The sequence below is a fragment of the Butyricicoccus sp. AM32-19 genome (assembly GCF_003480365.1).
Classification (GTDB): domain Bacteria; phylum Bacillota; class Clostridia; order Oscillospirales; family Butyricicoccaceae; genus Agathobaculum; species Agathobaculum butyriciproducens.
On sequence record NZ_QUIX01000001.1, the window covers coordinates 193642 to 218411 of the forward strand.

The window sequence follows — 24770 nt, forward strand, 5'->3', positions numbered from 1 at the left end:
TGACATATAAATAAAATTCGGCGGGAGGCTATGAAATGATGAGAAAAACCAATGAGGGTCAGTCGCCGGTCGGTATCCTTTTACCATCGGTGCTTGCCGGATTGCTCGGTACTCTGCTGCTGATGCTGCTCGGTGCGGTGCTCGTTCACCGCGGCACATTGGCAGAAGGGGCAATAGCGCCTTGTGCACTGGTGTTCCTTGCACTCGGCAGTGCGCTTGCCGCACTGGTCGCTGCAAAGCGCGCAGGCGAAAACCAGTTTTACTGGTCGCTCGGCGCAGGTTTTGCGGTTTTTCTGATCCTGCTGATCGTTGCGGTGCTGCCGCTCGGTCAATCCATTCATTTTGTACGCACGGTGATCAGCCTGCTCTGCTCGTTGATCGCCTCGGCACTGGGCGGTTACGCCGGTGCCAATATGCGGAAAAAGAAGCGTTACAGCCACATCAAAAAATAGGAGGGAAATCAAATGAAGCATATTTCTACCCTGACTTCTGCAACCCTGAAGCAGACTGCAGCACACGGCGGCTGCGGCGAGTGCCAGACTTCCTGCCAGTCCGCATGCAAGACCTCTTGCACCGTGGCAAACCAGAAGTGCGAGCACGCAAAGTAATCACGCTTAAAAGGAATATGCAAGGCGCGCCTGCGGGTGCGCCTTGTTCCTGTATATCGGAGGAAAATAAATGATTCATCGTTATCAGAAAAAAGGGCTGAATTTCGTGCTCGATGTCAACTCGGGCGCGGTACATCTGCTCGATGATATCAGCTATGCAGTGTCCGGACTGCTGGATGAAAACATGGGTGATACCTGTCCGCAGAGCATCATTGACGCCCTGCCGGACTACACCGCGGACGAGATCCGCGAGGCATATGACGAACTGTACGAGCTGAAAAAGGCCGGTCAGCTGTTCGCGCAGGATGACTACATCGACGTAAGCCGCTACATTCCGGTGAATGCACCGGTCAAGGCTCTGTGCCTGCACGTAGCGCACGACTGCAACCTGCGCTGCAAGTACTGCTTCGCATCCACCGGCGACTTTGGTCAGGGCCGCAAGATCATGCCGCCTGAGATCGCCAAGAAGGCCATCGACTTTGTCATCGCGCGTTCCGGCGTGCGTCACAACATCGAGGTCGATTTCTTCGGCGGTGAGCCGCTCATGGCGTGGGATACCGTTACCCAGACGGTCGATTATGCCCGCAGCCTGGAGGAGAAGCATAACAAGAAGTTCCGCTTTACCATCACTACCAACGGTCTGCTGCTCGATGAGGACAAGCGCAAGTACATCAACGAGAACATGGACAACTGCGTGCTGTCGCTCGACGGCCGCCGTGAGGTCAACGACGAGTTCCGCAAGACGGTAGCCGGTACGGGCAGCTACGACACCATCGTGCCCAAGTTCAAGGCGCTGGTGGACGAGCGCGACCCGAACCTCGATTACTACGCGCGCGGCACGTTTACCTCGCACAACCTTGATTTTGCTGAGGATGTGCTGAGCATCGCGGATGCAGGCTTTGACCGCCTTTCCGTCGAGCCGGTAACGGCTGACCCGGGCTGCGGCTACGACTTGACCGAGGACGATCTGCCGAAGATCGAGGCCGAGTACGACCGCCTGACCGATATCATGCTCGAGCGTAAGAAGGAAGGCAAGCCGTTCACCTTCTTCCACTTCATGGTCGATCTGGATCAGGGTCCGTGCGTTGTTAAGCGTTTGCGCGGCTGCGGTGCGGGCTATGAGTATGTAGCCGTAACGCCGGACGGCGACATCTATCCCTGCCACCAGTTTGTCGGCAAGGATGAGTTCAAGCAGGGCAGTGTGCTCGACCAGTCCTTCAATATGGACATCGCGCAGAAGTTTGCCGGCATGAACATCTATTCTCGTCCGAAGTGCCAGAAGTGCTGGGCGAAGTTCTACTGCTCGGGCGGCTGCTCGGCAGCAAACTACAACATGAACCACGACATGAACGACTCCTACGACCTCGGCTGCGAGATGGAGCGTAAGCGTCTGGAATGTGCAATTTACCTAAAGGCAATGGATAAAATTTGTGCAAATCAGTCGAAGTGATGAATTGTAAAAAGAATCCGTAAAATCCGTTGCGAAACAGACTGTTTGTGCGTATAATTGCTCTTGTATTTGTACTGCCCTGTGAAGGAGATGATATTATGCCGCAGAATGTACTGGTTTCCGTGCTTGGTGAAGGTGAATATCTTCAGAAGCTGATCCGCGCCATCCTGGAGAAGGAGGTCGTACCGCAGCGCAATCTGTTCCTGTCCGCGAAGAATGCGGCGGCCTGCAAGGCTGCAGAGGGCTACGACGAGGTTCGTATCTGCGAGGACGAACTTGCTGCCATGATCAAGAGCGAGATTGTGCTGCTCACCGCTTCCAAGCGTGAAATGCCGACCGAGCTTGCCAAGATTTCCAGCAGTTCGCAAAAGCGCGTGGTAGTTTCCGTGTGCGACAGCGAAAAGGTGGATCTTGCGTACCTGGCTGATCGCATCGCCGCTGCAACCGAGCTGATCGCAGCCGTGCTGCACCGTGATGAGGAAGGCAAGCTGTATGCAACCTACGAGTTCAGCAAAAAGGTGCGTCCGTTCCTGCGCAAGCCCTGCGAGGATCTTGTGAACGCGATGTGCGAGACGATCAACGAGGAAGGCTAAATCCGTCTGTTGTTCTAAAAAGACAAAACCGGGAGTATGCTGTTCTATGACTTTTCCAAGGGGGAAGACGTATGAACAAACAGCATATTCTCGGTTTTTTTGACGATTTGGTGCGGACACCGGTGTTCCTGTTCCTGTGTGCGATGTTCCTGTGCGGTGCAGCGGCGGGCGGTCTGACTGGTCTGCGGGCCGGCGAAGGGGACGGCGCGGCAGTGCTTTCCGGTCTGTTGGCTGAATTGCCCGCGCATGTGGTGCAGAGCACGCTGTGCGCGCTCATCTGGGTGCTGCTGCCGCTCGTGTGCGCCTTTCTGCGCCCGAGAGAGCTGCTGCTGAGTGCGGTTGCCGCAGCACGCGGCTTCGTGCTTGCCATGACCGTCGCGGTCAGCGTGGGAGAAGGAAACGCCCTCATCATAGGAGCAGCCGGCGTACCCGCCGTACTGAGCGTCTCCGCGCTGCTTGCCGCATGCTCTATGGTCTGGCAGGGCGGTGAAGCCACCGGACGGTATTCGCTTCGAACGTGCAGGATGCCGTATTTCCTGTGTATTACGCTTGCCGTGCTGAGCGCCCTCCTGAGGGCCGCGATAGCGGCACTGTGCAATGTGTAAGTTTGCACAAAAATGCACAAATGCACAATCAGGATAGCGTGAAACATAGATTGAAAGTTTTACAAAGAGTGAAGAGATTCTGCAAGGCAGGCGTTCAAAGAGGAAGGGACACCGTAGGTGTCCCTTCCTCTTTGAACTTGCCGTGGGCACGGCAGTGTTGCAATTTCGACAAATCCATGCTAATATTTAGTTAGATTAACGAACTAACGGAGGGACAGCGCGAACATGGAAGACGCAGAGCAGCTCAATTCCTTTCTGGTCGATGTGTTCGGCCGGATCAACAAAATCGAAGAACGCGCCATGGCGGGCGGACTGGGCAGCGCGGTGTCCATCACCGAAATCCACATCATCGAGAAGATCGGTGACAGGGAACCTGTGCGTATGAGCGAGGTTGCCAGGTCAATCGGCGTAACACTGGCTACGCTGACGGTTGCGTGCGACAAGCTGGTCGCCAAGGGACTGGTGCGCCGTGTGCGCAGCCAGGAGGACCGCCGCGTTGTCAATATCATGCTCACTGACAAGGGCAGGGCCGCCTATGAGTACCACAAGGACTTTCACGAGCGCATGATCGCATCTTTGGTGGACACGCTCTCGCCCGAGCAGACCGCGCTTCTGGCGCAGAGCTTAGAGAAACTGCAGGACTTCTTCCGCCACGAGGAAGCAGCCGTGGAGGGAGAAACCAATGGATAACCTGATATTCTGTCTGAATGCCACCGTGCCGATTTTTGCGATCATCGTGCTTGGCCGCTGGCTGCGCAGCAAAAACTTTTTCACCAAGCAGACGCTGACCGACATTGACCGTCTGTCGTTCAAGGTGCTGCTGCCGATCCTGCTGTTCCGCGATATCGCACAGGGACGCATCACCGAGCAGTTCGACCCCGTGTTTTTCTTTTTCTGTGCGGGTGCGACGACGGTGTATTTTTTTGCCGTCTGGATCGGCGCATCCCTCTTTCTTAAAGATAAGAGTATGGTGGGCGCGTTCACACAGGGCGCTTTCCGCGGCTCGCAGGCGATACTGGGTGTGGCCTTTGTGCAGAATCTGTACGGCAATGCCGGTCTTGTGCCGCTGATGATCGTGGCAAGCGTGCCGCTGTACAACATCTTTTCGGTACTGGTGCTGACTGTCACCGCGCCGGACGCACAGCAGGCGGACCACCGCGGCCTGGTCGGCAAAACGCTGCGCGGCATCATCACCAACCCGATCATACTGGGTATTTTCGCGGGTCTGCCGTTCTCGCTACTGGCAATCGACTTTCCGCCGATGCTGGACAAGGGTCTGTCCATGCTGGGTAACTGCGCAACGCCTATGGCGCTGCTGAGCATCGGCGCGGGCTTTGAGGGTGCAAAGGCCATCAAAAAGCTCGGCCCAACCTGTGCAGCCGTGTTTATCAAGCTGGTGCTGCTGAGTGCTATCTTTCTGCCGATGGGCGTGGCGCTCGGCTTCCGCGAGCAGACACTGGTGGCCATCGTCATCCTGTGCGGTGCGCCGAGCACAGCCTCCGGTTATGTTATGGCGAAAAATATGGGCGGCGATCATGTGCTGTCATCGTCGATCATTGTGCTCAGCACGGCGTTGAGTGCGGTTACGCTGACATTGACGCTGTTCATTCTGCGTTCGATGGCGCTTATTTAACGTAAGGTTTTCGCCTTCGAGGCGAGGGGAACGCCGGCGGTTTCGCCGGGGAAACCAAAAGGGTAGACACCTGCGGTTTCTACCCTCTTGGGACTCCCGTTTCCCTTTGGGAGAGCACGGCGAAATTTGCAGAGCTGAGACTATGGGGGAACGGCCGTACTGTTCATCTTCCGTAGGGGCGGCCAATGGCCGCCCATTTCTCAACCGCAGATGCTCAAGCTGTTTTCTGACTGCTACACAGATCGGCGACTCTACGCTGGGTGCGGCATAACAGTGCCGCACGAATCGTTAGTCTGGAGATTGTAGACAGCACCTGCGAATATAGACACTTGGTAACATTTATCTTCGTAGGTGCCGTCTGTGATAACACGCTAACGAATTGCGCGACACGGGTATGTCGCGCCTGCTGGAAGTAGCCGGTCTGTGTAGCAGTAAGCTATCCGGGAACTGCGAATATTTTACGAAACAAACGCAAGCGTAACCCGACTGCCGTACCCCTATTTTCGCAGCGGTCGCCGGTCTCTGGTCTGCGCCAGACTATGACAGGAAACGGGTGATTCACAAGAGGGTAGAAACCTTGGTGTCTACCCTCTTGTGCGCCCGCGCGGCGTCAGCGCAGATTTCGTTCGCTTCGCAAGCGATAACTCATAAAATCAGCACAGATTTTGCAAAAGACGCAAAGAAAGGAGCCTCCGGCCATGCTGACTTACCATCTCAAACCGCACGACCAACAGCCGCTCTACGAGCAGCTCTACCACGCTGTCCGCGCGGACATCATGTCCGGCGCCTTGCCCGGCGGCACGCGCCTGCCGAGCAAACGCAAGCTGGCGGCTAATCTGCGCGTCAGCCAGATCACCGTGGAAACCGCTTACGGTCAGCTTGCCGCCGAAGGCTACATCGCCTCTGCGCCAAGGCGCGGCTATTTTGTGCAGGAGCAGCTTGCCGTGCCGATTTCCGAGCCGCAGGAGCCATCCACACCGCCTTTGCCGCCGATTTCCGCCTCTGAGGAGACCTATCCTTACGATTTTCGCACGGATTTTGTCGATAACGGCTGCTTTCCGTTCTCCACATGGGCGCGGCTGTCGCGCAGTGTGCTGAGCGAATACTCGAGTGCGCTGCTCCGTGCGACCGACCCATGCGGCGCGGCGGAACTTCGAGAGGAGATCGTGCGCTACCTGCACGACTTCCGCGGCATCAACGTCTCGCCGGACAACATCCTGATCGGTGCAGGCTCGGAGTATCTGATGCATCTTGTCATTCAGCTGCTCGGCCGCGACCGCGTGTACGCGCTCGAGAACCCCGGCTACCGCAAGCTGTACCAGATTTTCGCAGCGAACGGTGTGACCGTGCGTCCGACACCGTTGGACAAGCACGGTCTGCGTGCTGACGCGCTGACCGCAAGTGACGCATCGGTGGTATACCTTACGCCGTCGCACCATTTCCCGCTGGGCACGGTTATGACGGCTGCCCGCCGACTGGAAATCCTCCGCTGGGCGTCGGAAGCCCCCGACCGCTACATCATCGAGGATGACTACGACAGCGAATTTCGCTACGCTTCCCGCCCGATTCCGGCGTTAGGCGAGTTGGATCGGACAGGCCGTGTCGTGTACGTCAACACCTTTGCGAAAAGCCTTGCCCCCGGACTGCGCATCGGCTATCTGGTGCTGCCGAATGCGTTGATGGCGCGCTATCGTGAACGGTTTTCGCGGTACTCATCTACCGTGCCGAGCTTTGATCAGCACACGCTGGCGGCCTTCATGCACACCGGCGGCTTCGAGCGGCACATCAGTCGCAGCCGCAAGGTCTATCAGGCACGCCGCGACGCGCTCATGGCCGCACTTGACCGCGAGCTGGCCGATCTGCCGCATGAGGTCTCGCGCTCGGAGGCCGGTCTGCACCTGCTGCTGCACATGCGCAACGGCATGCTCGAGCACGAACTTATTGAGCGTGCAAAGGCGGTTGGTGTGCGTGTTTACCCGCTTTCAGCGTACTATACGCCGCCGGTCAAGCCGCCGCGAGCAACGCTTGTGCTCGGCTATGCCGGTCTGACCGAACAGCAGATTGGCGAGGCGGCAAAGCTGCTCAAGCAAGCCTGGACAAAATAAATGCAACCCGAAGTGCGATAAATTTCTGCGAAAATTTGTAGCACTTCGGGTTTTTGTTTCGTATTACCGGTGAAAGGAGGATGGAGCATGACCGCAAAAACACCCGAACAACTCGTCAGCGTCTACGGCGACATGGTATACCGATTGGCGTATGCGCAGACGCGCAGCCGTCACGATGCGGACGACATTTTTCAGGAGGTCTTTCTCCAGACCGTGCGTAAAAAGCCGGTTTTCGACAGCGAGGAGCACGAAAAGGCATGGCTGCTGCGGGTGACGCTCAACTGCCTGAAAAACCACTGGCGCATGGCATGGCGGCGGCACGACACACCGCTCGATGACCGCATTCCGTTTCCCGAGCCGGAGGACAGCGCACTGGATGAAGCCCTGTGGCGGCTGACGCCCAAGTACCGCACGGCAGTGCATTTATTCTACTGCGAGGGCTACACCGCAGAGGAGATTGCGCGCATGAGCGGGGAAAAACCGTCCACGATACGCACACGGCTGACGCGCGCACGGGCACAGCTGCGCGAATTGATGAAAGGAGAACTGGACGATGGATTTTCACAAGCAGTACCGCGACATGAATGAGAATATCACGCCGAGCGACACACTGGTGCAGCAGACGATCGCCAAAATGGAGAGCGGCAGGCCGCACAGAGCGCGAAAACCGCTCAAGATCATCCTTGCGGTTGCGGCGGCACTGGCCTGCGTGAGCACCGCCGTAGCCGCCAATCAGGAGGCGGTTCTGCGGGTGCTGTACCAAATTGCGCCCGGCATGGCGGAGTACCTGCAGCCGGTCGGGCAGGTCTGCGAGGACCGGGGCGTTAAGCTGGAGGTCGTTTCGGCGGACGTGGAAGGCAGCACGGCAAAGGTGTATTTGTCGCTGACCGACACCACGGGCAGCGTGTTCGGCGATGCCGCGCCGGATATGTACGACAGCTGGCATTTGGATTATCCGCGCTTGGGCAGAACTGCACCGCTGTCCTGCGGCTGCTCGACGGTTGACTACGATCCAAGTGCCCGCACGGCAACATATTTTCTTCAAATTGACGATTTGGGAGGAGATGTTCCGGCAGGCGCGTTCAAGTTTTCGTTTAACAAGCTGCTGATTGGAAAAGTAGAGCAGGAAGATGTTCCGGTAACGGCGGATTTGTCCGCAGTGACGCAGAATGCACCGACCGAGAACCACGATATCAACGGTCTGAGTGCGTCGGATATCTCGCTGTACGAAACCATGCACGACTATGATTTTCTTGTTCCGCAGGGCACTTTGTGGCAGAGTGAGAATGGGGTATGCGCACTGATTGCTGCCGGATGGCGAAATGGAGAACTGCATTTGCATTATCGCACAGATGGTTCGCTGACGCTGGATAATCACGCAGATTTTTCGACCTTGCACCTTGCGGACGGCACGGAACGGATGTGCGAATACACGGTATCCTACAAGGATTTTGACAATGATATTGATTACACAGAGTACGTTTTCCCGATGGCATACGAGGATGTTGCCGGCTGTACACTTACCGGTGATATCTACACCGCAAGCGACCTGATGGACGGCAGCTGGGCGGTATCCTTCCGGCTGACGCAGTAACGCAACATGAGGACATATCCGGTAGATATGTCCTCATTTTTTATCCGTTTTATCCTTTTTCTTCACCGAATGCGCGAACACGACCGACTGATCACCGAATTTCTGCCGCAGTGCGTCAACCGTCTGGTCGAGCTTATGCTGGCGGTCGCGCTTCTGGATATCCTCGGCGGCATCAAACAGCGAAAGCTGCTCGCACGACTGATTTTCCGGCAGCAGATTGGCTGCCGTGACCGACAGCAGGCGCACCGGCTTGTCCATCGGCCAGTGCCCGAGCAGCAGCTGCATGGACAGGTCGATGAGCGCACGCGTGGAATTGGTCGGCCGCTCAAGCGTTACCTGCCGTGAGCGGTTGTGAAATTCCGGGTCGCGGATGCCGAGCTGCACGGTCTGGCACACCATGCCGCGCTTTCGCAAACGTCTGCCGACATTGTCGCACAGCGCCGTGATGCCCATGCGGCATTCGTCCGCGCCGAGCAGATTGTGCGCGAACGTCATGCTGTTGCCGACCGATTTGACTTCTCGTTCCGCGTAAAATGAGCGCACAGGCTCATCGTCCTCACCTCTGGCGTAACGCAGCAGAAGATCGCCGTTTTTGCCCAGAATGCTGTGGATAAACGCCGGATCGCAGGCGGCAAGCTCGCCGATCGTGCGTACGCCCAGTTGGTTCAGCCGGTCGCTGGCGCGTTTGCCGACATACAGGAGCGTGTTCGCGGGCAAGGACCACACGCGCTGCTTGAAATTTTCGCGCGAAAAGACCGTCGTGCCGTCCGGCTTTTTGTAATCGCTGCCGAGTTTGGCGAACGCGCGGTTGAACGATACGCCGACCGAGATGGTCAGTCCGACCTCCTCGCGCATGCGGCGGCGCAGCTCGTCCGCGATATGCTCACCGGAGCCGAACAGGTGCATCGAGCCGGTGACATCGAGGAAGGATTCATCAATGCCGAACGGATCGACAAGATCGGTGTACTGCAGGTACAGCTCGTTGCACTTGCGCGAAAACTTCACATATTCGCTCCGATGCGGTGCTACCAGCCGTAAATCCGGGCATTTTCGTTTCGCCTGCCAGATGGTCTCGGCGGTTTGTACGCCGAAGGCTTTGGCCTTCTCGTTCTTGGCGAGAATGATGCCGTGGCGGCTCTCCGGATCACCGCAGACGGCGGTCGGTCCGTCGGCAAGCGACGGGTCGAGCAGCGTTTCCACACTCGCGAAAAACGAGTTGCAGTCGCAGTGCAGAATGGTTCGGTCCATCGGTCATCATCTCCTCCCGAACGAATGTTTGCATTGTATAACTGCATTATATCCGAAAAAAATGTGCTTGACAAGTGGGAGAATGAGGTGCATACTGTATTTGCAAGCAAGGGTGCCGTGATGAGCGGCTGAGAGGGCGAGAGCCTAACCTTTTGAACCTGTTGGTTAGCACCATCGTAGGGAAGCTGTCGCATACACTTGAAATTTTAATGCTCCGGTTTTACCGCATGGTGAGACCGGAGCATTTTTTCTTGCGGAAAAGAGGATATTTGCATGAAAGTAAACGGTAAAGAACGTGCCGTTCCCGCAGAGGGCACAGTTCTGGCGCTGCTGAAGGAGCTGGGTCACGACCCGCAGCGTGTGGCTGTCGAGAAGAACGGCACCATCATTCCGCGTGCGCAGTTCGCGGAAGAGAAGCTGACCGATGCAGACCATCTGGAAGTCGTATGCTTCGTGGGCGGCGGCTGATACCCTTCGCACCAAACCACAGTTTGGTGCGAAGGGGACATACTGCGTAAAACGCGGATATGTCCCAAAGAAATTTGCGCGCTGCGAGCGGCACACACATTTTTTACTGGTATGAAAACAAAGATACAAGCTCCCGGTTTTCAAAAAAATTGCAATGCAATTTCTTCCCGATTAAATGCACGCTGCGCGTGATTACAGGAGAAAAATCATGATTTTAACCAAAGAACAACTGCATGACGCACTGGTGGAACGCCACGGCGCGGATATTCAGGCTAAGCTGGACAAGGCGTGTGTCGGCATTGCGGGTCTGGGCGGGCTTGGCTCCAACCTTGCGATTTTTCTGGCGCGGCTGGGTGTCGGTCATCTCATCCTCGTGGATTTCGATGTGGTGGACATCACCAACCTCAACCGACAGCATTACACGATGAAAGACCTTGGCATCCCGAAAACGCTCGCACTTGTCGAGCAGCTTGAGGCCATCAATCCCTATCTCACCTACGAGACTTACACCGAGCGGGTCGTTCCGTCCAACGTGGAGCGGCTGTTCTCCGGCTGTGATGTGGTCGTAGAGGCGTTCGACAAGCCGGACCAGAAGGCCATGCTGCTCGAGAATCTGCTTACCAGACTGCCGGAAAAGCCGGTCGTATCGGGCAGCGGCATGGCAGGCTACGGCTCAGCGAACCTGATCAAGACCGAAAAACGATTCGGCCATGTGTATCTCTGCGGCGACGGTACAAGCGATGTAGCCGACGGTCTCGGCCTGATGGCGCCGCGCGTAGCGGTCTGCTCGGCACATGAAGGCACGATGGTGCTGCGCCTGCTCATTGGCGAAACGGAGCCGTAAATAGAAAATGGAGAACAGAAGCCGCAGCTTTCATTCTCCGCTCTCCATTATTCTTTCGGCTGATCGGAACCGCAGTGTGCACACTTGACAGCCTTGATCGGAATCTCGCTGCAGCAGAACGGGCAGACCTTGGTGGTCGGCTCTGCGGGTGCTTCCGGCTTTTTGCCGAGCGCAGTCAGCTTATTGACCGCTTTGAGCAGACAGAACAGCACGAACGCCATGATCAAAAAGTTGATGATCGAGGTGATGAATGCACCGTAGCGCAGTTCCACACCGCCGAGGTTCAGCACGAAACCGCTTAAATCGGTGCCGCCGAACAGGCCGAGAATCGGGTTAATGAGGTTATCGGTCAGTGAAGTCACGATGCTGGTGAACGCACCGCCGATGATAACACCGATTGCCATGTCCATCACGTTGCCGCGCAGCGCGAAGACTTTGAATTCTTCGATAAACTTTTTCACTTTTACGTTCCCCTTTCTTATTTATACTATCAGTTTATACGTTTCCCTTAAATGGGTCAAGAAAAAAGGAGTTTTTCACATGAAAGATACACTTGTAATCGGCGGACACGAGTTCCAGTCCCGCTTTATCCTTGGTTCCGGAAAGTATTCGCTCGACCTGATCAACGCTGCCGTGCAGAACGCAGGCGCACAGATCATCACGCTGGCGCTGCGCCGCGCAAATGAGGGCGGCACGGCTAACATCCTCGACTATATTCCGGAGGGCGTAACGCTGCTGCCGAACACCTCGGGTGCCCGCAATGCCGACGAGGCGGTTCGCATTGCGCGTCTGTCGCGTGCGTGCGGCTGCGGCGATTTCGTCAAGATCGAAATCATGCGCGACAGCAAGTACCTGCTGCCGGACAATCAGGAGACCATTCGCGCGACCGAGATTCTCGCAAACGAAGGCTTTGTTGTCATGCCGTATATGTATCCCGATCTGAACGTTGCGCGTGATCTGGTCAACGCGGGCGCGGCCTCCATCATGCCGCTGGCGGCTCCCATCGGCACGAACAAGGGTCTCGCTACCCGCGAGTTCATCAAGATTTTGATTGATGAAATTGATCTGCCGATCATCGTGGACGCAGGCATCGGCCGTCCGTCGCAGGCTTGCGAGGCGATGGAGATGGGCGCGGCAGCTATCATGGCCAACACCGCGATTGCCACCGCAGGCGATATTCCGGCGATGGCTGAGGCGTTCAAGCAGGCGATTGAGGCAGGCCGCACGGCGTACCTTGCCGGTCTGGGCCGCGTCCGTGAGACGGCGTCGGCATCCTCTCCGCTGACCGGTTTCCTGCAGGATTAAGACGGAAAGAGGGATATTTGTCATGGAAAACGAAAAAAACGAAATGATTTCCGCGAAATACATCACTGCTGATACCGATCACATGGAGTATCAGCCGGGCATGGACAACATCGGCTCCGAGGTGCAGGACGAGGTCATTTCCCGCATGAACGCCTATGACGCGGATGCCTATACGGCGGCTGACGTACTGCGTGCGCTTCGCAAGGACGTTCTCTCGCCGGAGGACTTCGGCGCACTGCTGTCTCCCGCGGCGCTGCCGTTCCTTGAACAGATGGCACAGCGCGCACAGGCCGAAACGCGCAAGCATTTCGGCAACTCGGTGCAGATGTTCACGCCGCTGTACATTGCCAATTACTGCGAAAATTACTGCATTTACTGCGGTTTCAACTGTCACAACAAGATTCGCCGTGCCAAGCTGGATATGGACGAGGTCGAGCAGGAGCTGAAGGCCATCGCGGAGACCGGTCTGCAGGAAATCCTCATTCTGACCGGTGAGAGCCGTGCCATGTCGCCGGTATCCTACATCGGTGAAGCCGTTAAGCTGGCGCGCAAGTATTTCCGTGTCATCGGCATCGAGATTTATCCGCTCAACGTGGATGAGTACGCTTATCTGCATGAGTGCGGTGTGGACTACGTTACCGTATTTCAGGAGACCTATGACGACCAGAAGTACAAAACCCTGCACCTCGGCGGTCACAAGCGCATTTTCCCGTACCGCCTGAATGCGCAGGAGCGTGCACTGATGGGCGGCATGCGCGGTGTCGGCTTTGCGGCGCTGCTCGGTCTGTCCGACTTCCGCAAGGATGCGTTTGCGACTGGTCTGCACGCATATCTGCTGCAGCGCAAGTATCCGCACGCAGAGATCGCGTTCTCGTGTCCGCGCCTGCGCCCGATCATCAATAACGATAAGATCAATCCGAAGGACGTACACGAGCCGCAGCTGCTGCAGGTCGTTTGTGCATACCGCATCTTCATGCCGTTCGCGTCCATCACTATCTCGACCCGCGAGCGGGCAGGCTTCCGCGATAATATCATCGGCATCGCCGCCACCAAGATTTCCGCAGGCGTAGACGTCGGTATCGGCGGTCACTCCGGCGAGGATAAGGGCGATGAGCAGTTCGAGATTTCGGACGGCCGTTCGGTCGATGAGGTATATAACGCAATCGTAGAGCATAATCTGCAGCCTGTAATGGCAGATTATCTGTACGTTTAACGACTTCTAAGGGGGACTCTGTCCCCCTTAGATACCGAAAAAGTTCCATAGAAACTTTTTCGGATAACCCCCTCACCTTTGCACGGCAAAGGTGGTTCGGGACACGCGTCCCAAAGTATAGGGAACAAAGTCCGGCAAAGCTGGACTTTGTTGAAGTATTGTAACGGCGCATTGCGATGCGCCGAGGGGGACGGAGTCCCCCTTAGAACAAGGTTTGTCAGCCGCCGAAGTGCGGCAATCTGCTGAGGACAGAGCGCACCGCATGCCACTGCAGATTTATATGAAAACCGCACTCCGGAAGCAATATAAAAGGCAATCCCGCACAATTAAAGCTGCGGCGCTTTACGGAAATTTTGCGTCCTGATGTTGTTGTGATTTTTTGCAATACACTCGTATTGCTGCAAAACCACGCCTAATCAGTACGCAAAATTTACTCGTAAATCGCTCTTGCTTAATTATGCGGCATTGCCTAATTCAGAAGGAGTATCAGTAAGCCATGAGAAATTATGCAACGCAGATGGATGCCGCAAAGCGCGGTATCGTCACGCCGGAGATCGAAACGGTCGCCAAAAAGGAAAACCGTCCGGTCGAGTTCATCATGGAACGAGTCGCAAAGGGTACGATTGCGATTCCGGCGAACATCAATCACAAAAGCCTGTCCGCAGAAGCGGTCGGCGACGGCACCCGCGTAAAGATCAATGTCAATCTCGGCATTTCGGGTGACTGCAAGGACTACGAGATGGAGTTGCGCAAGGTGCGCATGGCCGTTGACATGGGCGCGGAGTCCATCATGGATCTATCCAACTACGGCAAGACCAACACCTTCCGCAAGCAGCTGATCGACATGTCGCCGGCGATGATCGGCACCGTGCCGATGTACGACGCGATCGGGTATCTGGAAAAGGATCTGCTCGAGATCACCGCACAGGATTTCCTCAAGGTTGTTGAGGCGCACGCCAAGGAGGGTGTGGACTTCATGACCATTCATGCGGGTATCAATCGCCGTGCGGTCGAAGCCTTTATGCGTGAGGGCCGCAAAATGAATATCGTCTCCCGCGGCGGCTCGCTGCTGTTCGCGTGGATGAAGATGACCGGCAATGAGAATCCGTTCTTCGAGTATTACGACGAGGTGCTGGACATTCTGCGCCGCTACGACGTTACCATTTCGCTGGGCGACGCACTGCGCCCGGGCTGCATTGATGATGCGTCCGATGCAGGGCAGATCAGTGAGCTGATCGAGCTGGGCAACCTTGCACAGCGTGCGTGGGCGAAGGATGTACAGGTTATGATCGAGGGCCCCGGCCATATGGCGATGAACGAGATTGCGGCCAATATGCAGATGGAAAAGCGCCTTTGCCATGGAGCGCCTTTCTATGTCCTCGGGCCGCTCGTTACCGACATTGCACCGGGTTACGACCATATCACCTCGGCCATCGGCGGCGCTATCGCCGCACAGGCCGGCGCGAACTTTCTGTGCTACGTTACACCGGCGGAGCACCTGCGCCTGCCGGATGAAAATGACGTGCGCGAGGGCATCGTCGCCAGCAAGATCGCGGCCCATGCCGCCGATATCGCACTCGGTTTGCCCGGTGCGCGTGACCGCGATAACGCAATGGCGGACGCGCGTCATAAGCTGGACTGGCCCGCGCAGTTCGCGCTGGCACTCGACCCGGAAAAGGCAGAGCGGTTCTATAATCAGGTTCCGCCGACCGAGCGTCATACCTGCTCGATGTGCGGTAAAATGTGCGCCGTGCGCACCACAAATATGATCCTTGAGGGTAAAGAAGTCAAACTCTGCTCGGAAAAGGGCGCATGCTGATGCTTCGGAATACAAAAGAGCGGTCGGGAGACCGCTCTTTTTTTGCTGTTTGTTTGAATTGGGCGTGTGCAGAATGGAGAATTGAAAATGGAGAATGGAAAATGAATGCGATGGCGGAGTGCTGCGTGGGCGGCCAATGGCCGCCCCTACGGTTAAACGTTTGCAAATCGTTAGAAACGGTGCGCTGAGGTCATACCCCGGGGCACCTTCTCTGGCCCTTCGGGCAATTCATCTTCTGTCGCGCCTGCGGAGAGTAAACCGTATGTGTAGCAGTACGCTGTCTGTGAACTGCGAATATTTTACGAAATAAACGCAACGGTAACCCGACTGCCGTACCCCTTTTCGGAGCGGTCGCCGCTCTCTGGTCTGCGCCAGACTAAGAAATAAAAGGAAACTGGAGTTCCAAGAGGATAGCACTCATTTAACCCGCGCACTGCGCGGGAATAAGGTATAGCAGCCTACGGGCAAACCTTGGTGTCTATCCTTTTGGACCACTCAGCCGTCTGGACGGCACCTGCGCAACACTCGTCAATGCACGACAAAATTCCACAAACAAAACCGGCACATAAGGAGAGAAACCTCTGTATGTGCCGGTTTTCGCTTGCAGCTAAGAAAAATACTGGTGTCTCAGCTCCAGATTGTACGCAAGCAGCGTCCGCAGCCGCTTTTTGCCGCGGGAACAGTGCCGCGATACCGCCGATGGACTGATCCTAAGCCGTTCAGCGCACTGTTTGCAGGATAATCCCTCCACCTCGATCATCCACAGCACCTCGTACTGCCGCGGTGTCAGCTGCTCGCGCATGGCCCGGAAGAAGGCCGTGCGGAATGCCTGCCGGAAGCCGCGGTCGTCCTCCGCGAGCAGACCGAGATACTGCCGGTAGGCCAGCCGTGTCGCTGTGTGCTCAGACAGCGCGACAGTCCGCATGCGCGTCACCTTCTTCGCTGTGGTCGTGGTAGTGCTCCATCAGGAATACGGTCTGGCGGCTTTCGTTGATCAGCGTCTGCAGGAATTTCGCGCGCTGCTTGAGCCGGTAGCGCACCTCCGGCTGACGAGCACGCTTCTGCGCCGCCTGAAGCTGCTTGATACGCAGCTCCAGCAGAGCAACATTTACACGGTATTCCTGCGCCATCTCACATAATTTCATGGCGGCCCCTCCTTACGATATACGAACAAATGTTCGATTCCTTATGTCCCTTATAATACAACATAAAGTATGAGTTGTCAATGAAAAACTATATTTTGTGTTATATTCCTCGAATCTGCATCATACACTGTGGTAGAGAGGGAAGGAGGGGATACCATGCACAGACTGCTGCTGACCGGTGTCGGACTGGTGCTGGTGCTGTATTTGCTGCCGGTATTTTACCCATCGGAAACGGACAAGACAGAGCCGCAGACACCCTCAGAAAGCGTCACAGCGGCAGCAACAGACGGCTTAACCATCACGGTTCTGGTGAACGGCAAGGCGCAGGAAATGCCGCTGGAGACCTATGTGGAAGGCGTGACGGCGGCAGAGATTGCGGACGATTTTCCGGTTGAAGCCATCCGCGCACAGGCGGTCGCAGCGCGAACGTACGCGGTGTATAAGCAGTCGAGAGGACGGCCGGCAGAGCATCCGGATGCGGATGTCTGCGACGATTACAGCCATTGTGCGGCATATCAGCCGGACGCGGTCAAGACGTTCAGCACCGGCTATTCGCGGATACGCAAGGCCGTCAAGGACACGGCAGGGCAGATCCTGACCTGCGACGGTGCACCGATTGCGGCTGTGTTCCACTGCGTCAGCGGTCCGAAGACCGAGTCTGCCGCCGATGTCTGGGGCGAGGATATTCCGTATCTGCAAAGCGTGGTCAGTCCGGGCGGCACGCAGTACGCCGGATACGAGAGCGAGGTGACGCTAACGGCGGATGCGTTCCGCGAAAAGGTCGCGCAGACTCTGCCAAAAGCGGATGTGAGCGGTACGCCCGACCGCTGGTTTGCGTCCTCGGTGCGCTCGGCGGCTGGCGGTGTGAAAACCGTGAAGCTCGGCGGCGTGACCGTCGAGGGAACCGCAGTGCGGGCGCTGTTTGGCCTGCAGTCCACGAATTTCACCATCACAACCACCGAGGACAGTATTACGTTTCACACCATTGGATACGGACACGGTGTTGGTCTGTCGCAGTACGGTGCGAAATATATGGCGGAGCAGGGATATGATTATACCGAGATACTTGCGCATTACTACCCGAATACAGAGTTGAGATTGGAGAGTGGAGAGTGAAGAGAATGGAAAATGGGAAGATTGCGAACTATGTTCGCATATAAAATGGAGCGCGTAGCGCGACAAAAAAAGTCAGGACATGTGCCTGACTTTTTTAACAGACAGAGAAATCCCCCGAAAACCGGGAAGTTTTCGGGGGATTTCTCTGCAATAGACCTTACAGGCTTGCCTGGCAAGGGCGTTTCTCGATAGAAAGGACGGTTACGTCCTTTCTATCGAAGGCGAAGCCTTAGAAGGCGAAGTTGGTCTTAACTCTCCAGATATTCTGTGCATACTCAGCAATCGAGCGGTCCGCTGCGAAGCGGCCGGAGTTTGCAATGTTGATCAGCGCCATGCGGTTCCACTGATCCTGATCGCGGTAAACCTCGCTTACGCGCTCCTGAGCGGCTGCGTAGGATGCGAAGTCCTTGAGGCTCATATAGCGGTCAGCAGGGCCGCCGTTGCCGCCGTGCAGCAGCAGGTTGGCAATATCGGTGTAGTCCACGCCGTCACCGAAGCCATGGATCATCTGATCGAGTACGCGGCGGATGACCGGATCGTTCTGGTAGATGACCATCGGCTCATAGCTGCCGGAAGCGGCCAGTGCCTCAGCCTCGGGCGTTTCCATACCGAAGATGAAGATGTTCTCCTTGCCGACTGCCTCGCAGATCTCAACGTTTGCGCCGTCCATCGTGCCGATGGTCAGAGCACCGTTCATCATGAACTTCATGTTGCCGGTACCGGATGCTTCCTTGCCGGCGATGGAGATCTGCTCGGAAACCTCGGCGGCCGGCATGATAATCTCAGCCAGAGATACCTTGTAGTCCTCGAGGAATACGACCTTCAGCTTGTCGCGTACTGCCGGATCGTTGTCGATCATCTTGGAGATGGAGTTGATCAGCTGGATGGTCTTTTTCGCAACTGCGTAGCCCGGTGCGGCCTTGGAGCCGAAGATGAAGGTGCGCGGAACGAAATCCATATCCGGATTGTCCTTCAGCTTGTGGTACAGGCTGATAATGTGCAGAATGTTCAGCATCTGGCGCTTGTACTCGTGCAGACGTTTAACCTGTACGTCGAAGATGGAGTCCATGTTGACTTCGATGCCGTTGTGCTCCTTGATATAGTCCGCCAGACGCTGCTTGTTGTGGCGCTTGATCTCGCCCAGCTTGTCGAGCAGCTCCTTGTCATCCGCATAGTTGTTCAGAACCTGCAGCTCGGACGGATGGGTGCGGTAGCCGGTGCCGATCTTGCTCTCGATCAGCTCAGCCAGCTCCGGGTTGGCCTCACACAGCCAGCGGCGGTGTGCAATGCCGTTGGTGACGTTGCAGAACTTGGAGGAGTAGATCTTGTAGAAATCAGTGAATACGCGCTCCTTGAGGATCTCGGAATGCAGCGCGGATACGCCGTTGATGGAGAACGAGCCTGCGATAGCCAGATGCGCCATGCGGACGGTATCGTCGGCAACGATAGCCAGCTTGGAGATCTTCTGGAAGTCGTTCGGGAAGTAGTTCCACAGCTCCTTGCAGAAGCGCTCGTTGATTTCGTAGATGATCTGCATAACACGCGGCATCAGCTCCTGAACGAGCGATACCGGCCAGCACTCGAGGGCCTCAGGCATAACGGTGTGGTTGGTGTAAGCAACAGACTGGCTGGTGATGTTCCAGGCCTGCTCCCAGCTCATGTCGTTTTCGTCCATCAGGATGCGCATCAGCTCCGGAATAACCAGGGTCGGATGGGTATCGTTGATGTGCAGGACGTGCTTGTGCGCGAAGTTTTCGAGCGTGCCGTACTTGGCCTTGTGCTTTGCACAGATGTCCTGCAGGGTTGCGGAAACCAGGAAGTACTGCTGCTTGAGACGCAGGGACTGACCCTCGCGGTGGTTATCCTCCGGATAGAGGACCATGGAGATGGTCTCTGCCAGTGCGTGCTTTTCCAGTGCTTTCAGATACTCACCGGAGGAGAACAGCTTCATGTCCAGTGCGATCGGGCTCTGTGCCTTCCACAGGCGCAGACGCGCGATGTTGTTGGTGCCGTAGCCGGAAATCGGCATATCATACGGAACTGCCAGAACCGGCGTGTAATCGTGGTAGTTGACGATCAGCTTGCCGTTATCATCGAAGTAGGTGTCAACCGTGCCGCCGATCTTGACCTCGCGGGTCTCATCCATTGCCGGAATCTGCCAAACCTCGCCGGTAGACAGCCAGGAATCCGGCAGCTCGACCTGCTGGCCTTCTACGATCTTCTGCTTGAAAATGCCGTGCTCGTAGCGGATGGAGTAGCCGGTGCCGCGTACGCCGTCGGTCGCCATGCCGTCCATGTAGCAGGCAGCCAGACGGCCGAGGCCGCCGTTGCCCAGACCGGGATCCGCTTCCTCCTCGAAGATGTCCGCCATCTCGAAGCCCATGTCCTTCAGGGCTGCGGTCAGAGCGTCCAGCATACCGAGGTTGTAGGCGTTGTTGCGCAGGCTGCGGCCGACAAGAAATTCCATGCACAGATAATGCACCTGACGCTCTCCGTCGCGCTCTACCTCATTCTGGGTTTCGATCATGTGCTCTGTCAGTGCATCGCGCACTACGAGGGCACAAGCCTCGTATACCTGATCCTTGGTAGCGTCCTCTACCTCGCAGGCGAAATGTCTTTGCAGTTTACCTGCAATGGCTTCTTTCAAAGCGGTCTTTGTGTACTGGGTCTTTGGCATGGTCTTTCTTATCTCCTCACATAGTTGTTTGGAGGCACTGCCGAGCGATACGTCTGCGGTGCTTTGCGGAAATTTTGCGCTTTGGCGTCGTTGCGATCCCTTGCAATACACAAAGTATTGCTGCGGAACCGCGCCTAGCCAAATCACAAACTTTACTCGCAAATCACTCTTGCCGTATCACTCGTCAGCACCTCTAAGGGTGCCGTAGATTTCAATGGGATGAAAATTACGGAATCACCAGTTACCGTCACCGTATTCCCTCAAATCGGGTGACGGGTCGGGCTGACAGGTCGGTTACTGACCCATCGCGGTCTTGTAAACCTCGATATATTTATCGGCAGAGCTGCCCCAGCTGAAGTCGCTCTGCATACCCTGCATAATCAGCTTGCTCCACGCAGGCTTGTTAAAGCGGAATACGCCGCAGGCCTCGCGGATAACGTGCAGCATGTCGTGCGCGTTGTAGCTTGCAAAGGTGAAGCCGTTGCCCGTGCCGGCATAATCGACAAAGGCGTGAACGGTGTCCTTGAGGCCGCCGGTCTCGCGGACGATCGGAATAGTGCCGTAGCGCAGTGCGATCATCTGTGCCAGGCCGCACGGCTCAAACTTGGACGGCATCAGGAACATATCGGCGCCTGCGTAAATGCGGTTTGCCAGATCGCCGGAGAACATGATGGACGCGGAAACCTTATCCGGCCAGCGACGCTTTGCCTCAATGAACATCTGCTCATAGCGGTAGTCACCGGTGCCGAGCACGATCAGGCGAACATCATCTGCCAGAATATCCGGCAGGACTGCTTCGATGAGGTCGAGTCCCTTCTGGTCAACAAAGCGAGTGACAATGCCGATAACCGGCGTGTTTGCATCGCCCTCGAGGCCGCAGAGCTTGAGCAGTTCGGTCTTATTGACCTGCTTATCCTGCGGATTGTTCGGGCCGTAGTTCTTGAAGATCTTGCTGTCGGTTTCCGGATTGAAGGCATCCATGTTGATGCCGTTCAGGATGCCGTGCAGCTTGTAGCTGTTCATGCGCAGCACGGAATCCAGACGGTAGCCGTAGTATTCGGTCTGAATTTCGTTGGCATAGGTCGGTGAAACCGTGGTGACAGCCGTGGAAGCTACAATAGCAGCCTTCATCAGGTTGACGTCGCCGTCCATCGCCATAAAGCCGGAGCGGAAGTGTGCATCGTCAATGCCGAGCACATACTCCAGAATCTCACGACCGTAGCGGCCCTGATACTGGATGTTGTGGATGGTGAACACGGTCTTGATGTTCTCGTAGAACGGACGGGAAGCGAACATCAGGTTGTAGTAAACCGGAACGAGGGCGGTCTGCCAGTCGTTGCAGTTGATCACATCCGGCTTCCACTCCAGATCGGGCAGTACCTCGAGTACCGCCTTGGAGTAGTACGCGAAACGCTCTGCGTCGTCGTACTCGCCGTAGATCTGGCCGCGTGCGAAGTAATACTCATTATCGATGAAATAATAGGTAACGCCGTCCGCCTCATAGCGGAAGATACCGCAGTACTGGTTGCGCCAGCCCAGACGGACGTAAGCGTTTTTGATGTAATAGAACTTTTCGCGCATACTCTGGTCGATCGCAGAATACAGCGGGCAGAATACACGCACGTCATGTCCCTTGGCAGCGAGTGCCTGCGGGAGCGAACCTGCTACATCGCCCAATCCGCCGGTTTTGATGAACGGAGCGCATTCGCTGGTAACATACATGATTTTCATAAAGCCGAGCCTCCCCAACAGAGAGTGCGGAAACAGCGCTGACCGTTTCCGCACCCGTTGTAATTTTATTATACTCGTTTCTGTCTGAATGTAATATAGCAATATTTCACGAACATTTGCGCTGCGGAAAATGCGTTTTTGCTGTGATAGAAACTTCTAAACAGAAGTTTATGCGGATTTAACAGAAAAGGATCAAACGGTTGCGTTTTTTGCGATGGTGATCGGATAATTTTCGTGTCCCATCATCGTGCGGCCATCACGGATAATAACATTGCGGTCGGTGATGACATGACGGAGCGAAGCCTCGGTCATAATGCGTCCGCCTTCCATGATGATGCAGTTATTGACCTCGGCGCCCTTTTCAATCACAACGTCGCGGAACAGGACGGAGTTCTTTACCTTGCCCTCGATGCGGCAGCCGTCGGCGATGAGGCAGTCCTCTACGTCGGCTTCATCGCCGTAATAGGTCGGAGCCTCGTCCTTGATGCGGGTCAGGATCGGACGGGTGCGCTTGAATACCTCGTTGCGGACATCCTTGTCGAGCATGTCCATGTTGGAGCGGTAGTAGTCGAAGGTGTCCTCGATCTTGACGGCGTACTCGTTGAACAGGTAGCCGGCTACCGTGCCGTCCATCAGGGCACGGGTGAGGAATTCGCGCTCAAAGTGGATGCAGTTATGGGTTACGCAGTCGGACAGCATGTGGATAAGGTACTGGCGGCTCATGACGTAAATGCCGAGTGCCGCATGCTTGCACTTGCCCTCGTTGCAGTCTCCAACGCGGATGTCAACGGCTTCCTTCTTGCGGTTCAGCTCCACATAGGTGGTGAACGGGGAATTCTTCTGCTTCTTGGTGCATACCATGGTCAGGTCTGCGCCGGACTTGATATGGCGGTCGATCACGTCGTCGAGCGGTACATTGGCAACAATGTCGCCGTCCGCTACGACTACATAGTCTGCACGGTTCTTCTGCAGGAAGTCAACCGCACCGGCCAGTGCGTCAATCTTGCCGCGGTACTCGCCGGTTACCAGCGGAGATGCCTTCTTGGAGTAGGAGTACGGCGGCAGCAAGGTTACGCCGCCGTTCTTACGGGAAAGATCCCAGTCCTTGGCGTTGCCGATGTGGTCGATAAGGGACTGGTACTTGTCCTTCATCAGTACGCCTACGCGGTAAATGCCGCTGTTTACCATATTGGAAAGCATAAAGTCGATAATGCGATACCGACCGCCCCACTGTACCGCACCGACCGTGCGGTGCTCGGTGATCTCACGGAGATCGCTGTCGGTATCAAATGCAATGATCATGCCTAAAACGCTGTTCATGTTTGTGCCGCCCCCTTACTTTACGTCCGGCAGATCCTTGTCTGCCATTTCCTTAGCGGCCAGCTTTGCGCCGCTGCCGATGCGAACGCCTTCGGCTACTACCGCAACGCCCCAGTTGTCTACGTCGCTGTCGGACGGGCTGCCGCCGACTTCCGCGCCCTTGGCGATAACGGCCTTTTCGGCTACGATGGAGTAGCGCACGGTCGCGCCTTCCTCAACCACAGCACCCGGCATCAGGATGGAATATTCCACCTTGGCACCCTTGCCAATCTTAACATCCGAGAACAGGACGGACTCGGAAACGTCGCCGTAGATCTCACAGCCCTCGGAGAGCAGGGTATGGGTAACCTTAGCCTGCTTGGAGGTGAAATGCGGAGGCGAACCGGTGGTGCGGCCGTAGATCTTCCAGCTGTCATCGGAAAGCTGCAGGCCGGAGTTCGGAGAGAGCAGATCCATGTTTGCTTCCCACAGGCTCTCGATGGTGCCTACGTCCTTCCAGTAGCCCTTGAAGCGGTAGGAAACCAGCTTTTCGCCGTTATTCAGCATCGCCGGAATGATGTCCTTGCCGAAGTCGTTGGAGGACTGTTCGTTGGCCTCATCATTGATGAGGTATTCCTTCAGCTTCTTCCAGGTGAAGATGTAGATGCCCATGGAAGCCAGCGTGGACTTCGGCTCCTTCGGCTTCTCCTCGAATTCGTAGATGGTGCCGTCCGGCTTGCAGTTCATGATGCCGAAACGGGAAGCCTCGGAAAGCGGAACGTCCAGCACCGCGATGGTCGCGTCAGCGCCGGTCTCCTTGTGCTGCTGGAGCATCTTGTTGTAGTCCATCTTGTAGATGTGGTCGCCCGAGAGAATGAGGACGTACTCGGGATCGTAATCCTCCAGGAACTGAATGTTCTGGTAGATGGCGTTTGCGGTGCCCTTGTACCACTCGGTCTTTTTGCTCTCGTACGGCGGCAGAACATAGACGCCGCCGCGCAGGCGGTCGAGGTCCCACGTCTGGCCGGAACCAATGTAAGCGTTGAGCACATGCGGCTCGTACTGGGTCAGCACGCCGACAGTATCAATGCCGGAGTTGACGCAGTTGGAAAGCGGGAAGTCGATAATACGGTACTTACCGCCGAACGGTACGGCAGGCTTAGCGACCTTTTTGGTCAGCACATACAAACGGCTGCCGCGGCCACCTGCGAGCAGCATGGCTACGCATTCTTTTTTCCGATACATGTAAATTCTCCTTTTCACAGTTTGCATCGCTGCAATCTATACGCCGTCTGGCGTATCCCCTCTGTGTATCTC

The 24770-nt window shown here is 56.2% G+C and carries 24 protein-coding genes and 1 riboswitch; of the genes, 16 read left to right on the forward strand and 8 right to left on the reverse strand.

Annotated elements, in window-relative coordinates:
- The first annotated feature begins 35 nt into the window (after positions 1-35).
- The 10 genes from DW806_RS00885 to DW806_RS00930 all read left to right on the forward strand — a co-directional run bounded on the left by DW806_RS00885 (position 36) and on the right by DW806_RS00930 (position 8588).
- The gene (locus DW806_RS00885) at positions 36-452 is read left to right on the forward strand and encodes a TIGR04086 family membrane protein (protein WP_110435349.1); all 417 of its coding nucleotides are present in this window, start codon (positions 36-38) and stop codon (positions 450-452) included.
- Between the two features lie 12 nt (positions 453-464).
- The gene (gene scfA, locus DW806_RS00890) at positions 465-608 is read left to right on the forward strand and encodes a six-cysteine ranthipeptide SCIFF (protein WP_110435348.1); all 144 of its coding nucleotides are present in this window, start codon (positions 465-467) and stop codon (positions 606-608) included.
- Positions 609-678: 70 nt separating this feature from the next.
- Positions 679-2058, forward strand: a complete 1380-nt coding sequence (scfB, locus tag DW806_RS00895) for a thioether cross-link-forming SCIFF peptide maturase (protein ID WP_118728816.1) — start codon at positions 679-681, stop codon at positions 2056-2058.
- A 98-nt stretch (positions 2059-2156) separates the two neighbouring features.
- Positions 2157-2651 carry an NAD(P)-binding domain-containing protein gene (locus DW806_RS00900; RefSeq protein ID WP_118728817.1) on the forward strand — a complete coding sequence of 165 codons (495 nt, stop codon included), beginning with the start codon at positions 2157-2159 and terminating at the stop codon, positions 2649-2651.
- Positions 2652-2722: 71 nt separating this feature from the next.
- Complete coding sequence (locus DW806_RS00905) at positions 2723-3256, forward strand: hypothetical protein (RefSeq protein WP_118728818.1); 534 nt, start codon at positions 2723-2725, stop codon at positions 3254-3256.
- Positions 3257-3481: 225 nt separating this feature from the next.
- A complete protein-coding gene (locus tag DW806_RS00910) occupies positions 3482-3946 on the forward strand; it encodes a MarR family winged helix-turn-helix transcriptional regulator (protein WP_110435344.1) in 465 nt (154 codons plus the stop codon).
- Positions 3939-4889 carry an AEC family transporter gene (locus DW806_RS00915; protein WP_110435343.1) on the forward strand — a complete coding sequence of 317 codons (951 nt, stop codon included), beginning with the start codon at positions 3939-3941 and terminating at the stop codon, positions 4887-4889. The genes DW806_RS00910 and DW806_RS00915 overlap by 8 nt, the downstream gene beginning before the upstream one ends.
- 698 nt (positions 4890-5587) lie before the next feature.
- Positions 5588-6994, forward strand: coding sequence for a MocR-like pyridoxine biosynthesis transcription factor PdxR (gene pdxR / locus DW806_RS00920; protein WP_118728819.1), 1407 nt, complete (start codon positions 5588-5590; stop codon positions 6992-6994).
- Positions 6995-7081: 87 nt separating this feature from the next.
- Positions 7082-7582: an RNA polymerase sigma factor gene (locus DW806_RS00925; protein ID WP_118728820.1), complete on the forward strand. Its 501-nt coding sequence runs from the start codon at positions 7082-7084 to the stop codon at positions 7580-7582.
- Positions 7548-8588, forward strand: a complete 1041-nt coding sequence (locus DW806_RS00930; RefSeq protein ID WP_147358060.1) for a hypothetical protein — start codon at positions 7548-7550, stop codon at positions 8586-8588. Before DW806_RS00925 ends, DW806_RS00930 begins: the two co-directional genes overlap by 35 nt.
- Positions 8589-8621: 33 nt before the next feature.
- On the opposite strand, the gene dinB is transcribed toward DW806_RS00930, so the two are convergent.
- Entirely contained in the window at positions 8622-9836 is a 1215-nt protein-coding gene (gene dinB / locus DW806_RS00935) for a DNA polymerase IV (RefSeq protein WP_118728822.1), read from the reverse strand.
- 98 nt (positions 9837-9934) lie between these two features.
- Positions 9935-10037, forward strand: a riboswitch (TPP riboswitch).
- 72 nt (positions 10038-10109) lie between these two features.
- On the opposite strand from dinB, the gene thiS reads away from it, so the two are divergent.
- Together thiS and thiF are read left to right on the forward strand one after the other, a co-directional pair.
- Positions 10110-10304 carry a sulfur carrier protein ThiS gene (thiS, locus tag DW806_RS00940; RefSeq protein ID WP_199677238.1) on the forward strand — a complete coding sequence of 65 codons (195 nt, stop codon included), beginning with the start codon at positions 10110-10112 and terminating at the stop codon, positions 10302-10304.
- A 208-nt stretch (positions 10305-10512) separates the two neighbouring features.
- A complete protein-coding gene (gene thiF / locus DW806_RS00945; RefSeq protein ID WP_117751049.1) occupies positions 10513-11148 on the forward strand; it encodes a sulfur carrier protein ThiS adenylyltransferase ThiF in 636 nt (211 codons plus the stop codon).
- 47 nt (positions 11149-11195) lie between these two features.
- Here the strand turns inward: thiF and mscL are convergent, their stop codons facing one another.
- Positions 11196-11609, reverse strand: a complete 414-nt coding sequence (gene mscL, locus DW806_RS00950) for a large conductance mechanosensitive channel protein MscL (protein ID WP_118728824.1) — start codon at positions 11607-11609, stop codon at positions 11196-11198.
- A gap of 79 nt (positions 11610-11688) precedes the next feature.
- On the opposite strand from mscL, the gene DW806_RS00955 reads away from it, so the two are divergent.
- From DW806_RS00955 to thiC, 3 genes are all read left to right on the forward strand, one after another.
- Positions 11689-12453: a thiazole synthase gene (locus tag DW806_RS00955; RefSeq protein ID WP_116704713.1), complete on the forward strand. Its 765-nt coding sequence runs from the start codon at positions 11689-11691 to the stop codon at positions 12451-12453.
- A gap of 22 nt (positions 12454-12475) precedes the next feature.
- Complete coding sequence (gene thiH / locus DW806_RS00960) at positions 12476-13666, forward strand: 2-iminoacetate synthase ThiH (RefSeq protein WP_118728825.1); 1191 nt, start codon at positions 12476-12478, stop codon at positions 13664-13666.
- 496 nt (positions 13667-14162) lie between these two features.
- Entirely contained in the window at positions 14163-15485 is a 1323-nt protein-coding gene (gene thiC / locus DW806_RS00965; RefSeq protein ID WP_118728826.1) for a phosphomethylpyrimidine synthase ThiC, read from the forward strand.
- Between the two features lie 607 nt (positions 15486-16092).
- On the opposite strand, the gene DW806_RS00970 is transcribed toward thiC, so the two are convergent.
- Positions 16093-16410 carry an RNA polymerase sigma factor gene (locus DW806_RS00970; protein ID WP_118728827.1) on the reverse strand — a complete coding sequence of 106 codons (318 nt, stop codon included), beginning with the start codon at positions 16408-16410 and terminating at the stop codon, positions 16093-16095.
- On the reverse strand, positions 16388-16630 hold the full coding sequence (locus DW806_RS00975; protein WP_116704711.1) for a hypothetical protein: 243 nt from the start codon (positions 16628-16630) through the stop codon (positions 16388-16390). Before DW806_RS00975 ends, DW806_RS00970 begins: the two co-directional genes overlap by 23 nt.
- 156 nt (positions 16631-16786) lie before the next feature.
- On the opposite strand from DW806_RS00975, the gene spoIID reads away from it, so the two are divergent.
- Positions 16787-17746, forward strand: a complete 960-nt coding sequence (gene spoIID, locus DW806_RS00980) for a stage II sporulation protein D (RefSeq protein WP_118728828.1) — start codon at positions 16787-16789, stop codon at positions 17744-17746.
- Between the two features lie 229 nt (positions 17747-17975).
- Here spoIID and DW806_RS00985 read toward each other — a convergent pair whose 3' ends face one another.
- From DW806_RS00985 to DW806_RS01000, 4 genes are all read right to left on the reverse strand, one after another.
- Positions 17976-20423, reverse strand: a complete 2448-nt coding sequence (locus DW806_RS00985) for a glycogen/starch/alpha-glucan phosphorylase (protein WP_118728829.1) — start codon at positions 20421-20423, stop codon at positions 17976-17978.
- 294 nt (positions 20424-20717) lie between these two features.
- Positions 20718-22154 (reverse strand): glycogen synthase GlgA, encoded by a 1437-nt coding sequence (glgA, locus tag DW806_RS00990; RefSeq protein WP_118728830.1) that lies wholly within the window; start codon positions 22152-22154, stop codon positions 20718-20720.
- 192 nt (positions 22155-22346) lie between these two features.
- Positions 22347-23474: a glucose-1-phosphate adenylyltransferase subunit GlgD gene (gene glgD, locus DW806_RS00995; RefSeq protein ID WP_118728831.1), complete on the reverse strand. Its 1128-nt coding sequence runs from the start codon at positions 23472-23474 to the stop codon at positions 22347-22349.
- Positions 23475-23489: 15 nt separating this feature from the next.
- Positions 23490-24698 carry a glucose-1-phosphate adenylyltransferase gene (locus DW806_RS01000; protein ID WP_118478122.1) on the reverse strand — a complete coding sequence of 403 codons (1209 nt, stop codon included), beginning with the start codon at positions 24696-24698 and terminating at the stop codon, positions 23490-23492.
- Between the last annotated feature and the right edge of the window lie 72 nt (positions 24699-24770).